Source organism: Bradyrhizobium sp. MOS001 (assembly GCF_004634465.1).
Taxonomy (GTDB): domain Bacteria; phylum Pseudomonadota; class Alphaproteobacteria; order Rhizobiales; family Xanthobacteraceae; genus Bradyrhizobium; species Bradyrhizobium barranii.
Map to the genome: position 1 here is coordinate 1 of NZ_SPVJ01000116.1, position 4,341 is coordinate 4,341.

General features: G+C 55.7%; 6 protein-coding genes. All 6 read right to left on the reverse strand.

Annotated features, from left to right (window positions below; translation table 11 throughout):
• Positions 1 to 226 precede the first annotated feature (226 nt).
• Complete coding sequence (locus tag CT676_RS43035) at positions 227 to 406, reverse strand: hypothetical protein (RefSeq protein ID WP_038960078.1); 180 nt, start codon at positions 404 to 406, stop codon at positions 227 to 229.
• Between the two features lie 260 nt (positions 407 to 666).
• Entirely contained in the window at positions 667 to 912 is a 246-nt protein-coding gene (locus CT676_RS43040; protein WP_135217284.1) for a hypothetical protein, read from the reverse strand.
• 771 nt (positions 913 to 1,683) lie between these two features.
• A complete protein-coding gene (locus CT676_RS43050) occupies positions 1,684 to 2,313 on the reverse strand; it encodes a hypothetical protein (protein ID WP_135217285.1) in 630 nt (209 codons plus the stop codon).
• A 2-nt stretch (positions 2,314 to 2,315) separates the two neighbouring features.
• Positions 2,316 to 2,675 (reverse strand): hypothetical protein, encoded by a 360-nt coding sequence (locus tag CT676_RS43055; protein ID WP_135217286.1) that lies wholly within the window; start codon positions 2,673 to 2,675, stop codon positions 2,316 to 2,318.
• A gap of 43 nt (positions 2,676 to 2,718) precedes the next feature.
• Positions 2,719 to 3,111, reverse strand: a complete 393-nt coding sequence (locus tag CT676_RS43060; protein WP_135217287.1) for a hypothetical protein — start codon at positions 3,109 to 3,111, stop codon at positions 2,719 to 2,721.
• A 97-nt stretch (positions 3,112 to 3,208) separates the two neighbouring features.
• A complete protein-coding gene (locus CT676_RS43065) occupies positions 3,209 to 4,060 on the reverse strand; it encodes a hypothetical protein (RefSeq protein WP_135217288.1) in 852 nt (283 codons plus the stop codon).
• Positions 4,061 to 4,341: the final 281 nt, after the last annotated feature.

Here is a 4,341-nt window from a genome sequence, read left to right on the forward strand (position 1 = left end):
CGCAATGTCGTCGATGTTACACTGTGGGACAATTAAATGCGTCAGCTTCGCTGACTGAGGTGGGACTCGCCGGGGCTGGCGAAGGCGAGCCCTCAACCCCAAGGCCGCGAAAGCTAAAAGCTCCGGCTGCCTTGACGGACGCAGTAGTCTGCACCTGATCGGCGCAGATGCGAGCGTTAAAACAATATCGAAATTTGGCGGCTCCCTCAACGAAGCCAGCGTCAATTTACCGCTGATGCCCCAGGCCGATACCCAACACGATCGCCTTCTGACGTAGCGCGCCCTCGGTTCGCTTGGTCATCTTGGCGATTTTGACGACCGGCGTGCGAGCCTTGGAGTGCGCCTTCAATTCTTTGATATTTTCCTTCGTCCACTCGCGGCGAACCAGCTTTTTCTTCTTGGCCAAAACGGCGCTCCTTCCATGTTGAAGGCGCGGTCTAACAACATGGCGCAATATACGCAACAAACGCTCTGCGCACTTACGGAGATTTAATGGCCGACAACGAACAGCTAGTTCTATCTATTTCGGCTGACACGCGGGAAAATGCAGAACCAGCAAGACAATCGAAACGGCGACTGAGGCGGCAGACGCCAAGACCACGACATCGAAGACCTTGCCGCTCGTTCTGCTCGGCACTTTGCGCCAGTGCATGGCAGTCTTCTCGCTCAGATTTTCGGCGCAGCACCAGCCCGGTCAAAGACCGGCACTTTTTCTTCGTCGTCAGGTGCTGCAGCAGATGGCGTATCTTCTGCCGCGTGCCGCAACGCTTCGGTTTGAGCGTCCAGGCCATCGACAGTTTCATTCGCCTGACTGCCGGAGTCGTGCGGTTTCGTCGGAACTTGGCTGGCGCCGGAACCAGTAACGGGATCCATTGTGCTCGACCCACGTGGCGTCCGATTTTTCTGTGTCATCGGAACCTCCCTGACGAGTCAATTTTTTCGCTCGCTGCAGGTTCCAGCCAGCAGAGTCCGCTAGCAATCGCGGCTATGCCGACGCCGCCGGTTGAAGATCTACTGGCCGCGGGATGGCAAATTGGCGCGGATCGCGATGCGCGCAACGCGGAGGTGGATCTACTGCACATGATGGAAGTCCAGCGGCGCCGCCCAGCCAGCGATGGCCGGCATTACATAGGCGGCCATCGGTGCTGACGACGGTGACCGCGGATGGCGTGACGCGGCGCGCGGTGCATCGTTGGCGGGAGGATCGGGCGGGGAAGCCGGTGAGGCCGCAAGGAGAGGCGCGGAGGAGGGCGGCGTGAGGTGCATGACGCGAGCCCGTTTGCTAGCGCCGCGGCCGCACGGACCCTGTCGTTTTGGACAGGTGCGGCCCGTCCCGATGTGGGCGCATGATCGCGGCTAAAGGACGGAGGACCGCGGCTATGCGATGTTACTACTTCCTAATCTTCCACAACGGCGAGGCGCAGACGGACCAGGTTGGCGAGCTATTTGGCTCTGCTGAGCTAGCGGTCCAACACGGCGCCCGTGTCGCTCGGGATATCGCCAGCGATCCCGAATATGACCGTGGTTCGGGTACGGTCGTGATCGTGGTTGACGACTCCGGTGCAGAGATCGAGCGGCGGGAGCTGAGGGGCGGGCGGAAGCCGTGGAGGTGAGGGGGCGGGCAGGCTGGTCCGACCTCTTCGGCGGGGGATCCATCGGCGCCGGCAACAAGCTTCCGTATAGCTACCTCTGCGATGTTGGCAAACGAGGCGGGGAGACGTTTAGAGAAGTCCGCAAGTAGATGGAACTGAAAGCAGCTTCTACCACGCGGGAACCATCTAAGACGTAATGCCGCTGATCGCCAATTTCCCCGAACGACGCTTCAGGCCCCCACTGAAACCCTCTACAATCGATCGTTAGATCGAGCGTGGATTTCGCTTGTCGAAGCCAGATCGGATGGAACGTTTCCTTGAAGTGGTCTTCTTTGAGAGAGACGAAAACATGCAGCGTGATCTCGTCCACCATGTTCTCGTCGGGCGTCCAGACCATAGCCTTAATGTAGTCCTTTGAGCTCTCGTGACATTCAAGCGTAATCCGCCTTATGGCCCCCAAAAACTTGGAGCCGCGGAATGCGAAGGTTCGAGAGTTTACCTCCGTCATGGAGGCATTGATGGAGCGACGAACGCGCGGCTCCTCCGGATTTTCATCTCGGTGTCCGCGAAATGGCCACTCGATGCCAGCGCGTACGGTGAGATCGGTGCTTTGGAGGATCAATAAGCAGTCTGACTCTTCCAGTTCATAGTTGAATGACTTGGGCCCCAATAGACGGATGCCTTTGTCGGCCCGTTCAACGGTTTGCGCGCTGTCGAACATCGCTACCGAACGCCGGATCGAATTTTGATGAGCCCGGTGACCGCGTCAGCTTGCGCCGCGCTTATCGCATAGTCCGCCTGCGAGATGTGTGTCTGAGCGGAAATATCCGGATGCATCATAGCGAGATAGTCTGACATTTTTGTCCGGAAGTCGCGCTTTTGATCTGGACAGGATCCCTCCAGCATAAGCTTGAAATCCTGCGCAGGAATTGCGGTCTTAACGACTTTAACAATCTCCTGGGCCAAACAGTCCCAGTATGCGTCTCTGGCTGTTATGGCGATCGAGTGCGCGCGCTCCTTATCGGCAGTGGTGAACCCGCTTGAAAGTATAGACAGTCCGATGACTGCAATCAGTTTTCTCATCGCGGCTCTATGTCCTTGCAAGCCCTCGGGACGACTCTGAAGATTAGTTCTGTTTCCGACCTCGATAATCATTCAAGTCCGCTTCTACAGCCTTGACCGTTTTCGCAAAACCATCCGGATTGGTCGCCTCCTGGTGTTTCATGACGGCGTCAACTTCGGCTACGAACCTCTCCATTTCGTCATGGATCAAATCGTATGGCGGCTCTTCGCCGCGCGCTAAAAACTCTTGTTTTAGGTCCTCTTCGTATTGCCTTTTGGCGTAATCTCGAACGTCGTCTGCCATAAGCTTAAACGCGGCCTTCCAGGCTTCGAAGAGTTGGGGGCCGGTCAGATTATGGTGCTTCCGGCCGCGAGATAAGTAATCAGCGAGGCGGTCGGCTTGTTCGCTCGCGATGAAACCTAAAACGTCGTCTTTGATCGTTGGGTTTTTTTTCACTTAAGAATCTTCCTTTTTCGCCCCAATCCTGGTCCGCGCCATCAGGATAATAGAGAAGAACGGCCGCGAGAGGTCCAGATGCCGCATAAGCACTGCCTCAATCCACGGGCGGAATGGTCGGTCTCGTGAAGGAGCGTCTTAGCCACCCCTTGCCCAAGTGCTGCTGCATCATTTGGCGCACGATGGATTGGGCTTTTTGAGGATCGGTGTCGTAAAGTTTACCCAGCCGCATCAGACGATCCCGGTTAGCATACGGCAAGATGCCGGACTGAATGGCGATCCAGCTGAAAGTGATCGTGTCGGCGAGCACAACGAACGAAATTACAATGAAAGTGAAGAGCGGCCCAAAGTTGGGATGCCTATAAATATCTAAGAGAGTGAAGTAGTGAACTGCTGCCACAGTGACTGTGAGGAGCAGAATTAGCGCTACTATAGCCAATCCAAAAACAACTACAGCTGCAGCTTGGAGCGTACTGTAGCCGATCATTGGATCGATCGGCTTGGGGATGGTGAATTTTTCAAGCCCGTATGCGGTATTCAGGACGTTGAGAGTGTCGGCGTTTCCTTTCGCTAAGCGCTCATTCTTTGCTTGAAGGATACTCTCCAAAACATCAACTTGATGATTGAGCCACGCACTCCAGAGGCCGAGGCCAGCCGATATTACGATCAGAGCCTCCCTAAGATTTTTGGTCGCTGTAATCCCGAACATATTCAAATTAACATCAGTGCCGGAGATCAGGAGCACCAAGTAGATAAAGGCCGGAAGTTGCAGAAAGAAAATTGTCTGTTGAAGCTTGCCGATGTCGCTCCGCCTGCGATCAGCGGATTCGAATGCCTTATCGGTGATGACGTCCTTCCCGGCTTTCCTCAGTATTTCGTTGAATCGCTCGCGATTGAGTTTCGCCGCGGTCGCAAACAAGGGGCGCGAGTTCTTGAAGTTTCTGGCCATTGTAAGATCAGCGCGCTTCCTTCGCGGGTTGTCTTGATTTGCCGTCAACCTCGGCAAGTCCCGGAAGCGACAATATAGGCGAACCATTTACGCGCAGGTACTTTAGGTCATCCTGTCGAGAGGCAATCTCCTCAGTGGTTTGATCTATCACCTGTCGCGCCTCTGCCTCCGCTGGAGATGACCTTGCCCCGCGGGTTTAATCCAGTTTGAAGTTCGTTCTGGCCCACGACAAGGACCAGAGCATGAAGCGCAGCCGCTTTTCGGAAGAGCAGATCATCGGG

Coding starts and splice junctions, on each gene's coding strand:
- CT676_RS43040 (WP_135217284.1), bottom strand. CDS start 912: ATGACACAGAAAAATCGGACGCCACGTGGGTCGAGCACAATGGATCCC.
- CT676_RS43050 (WP_135217285.1), bottom strand. CDS start 2,313: ATGTTCGACAGCGCGCAAACCGTTGAACGGGCCGACAAAGGCATCCGT.
- CT676_RS43055 (WP_135217286.1), bottom strand. CDS start 2,675: ATGAGAAAACTGATTGCAGTCATCGGACTGTCTATACTTTCAAGCGGG.
- CT676_RS43065 (WP_135217288.1), bottom strand. CDS start 4,060: ATGGCCAGAAACTTCAAGAACTCGCGCCCCTTGTTTGCGACCGCGGCG.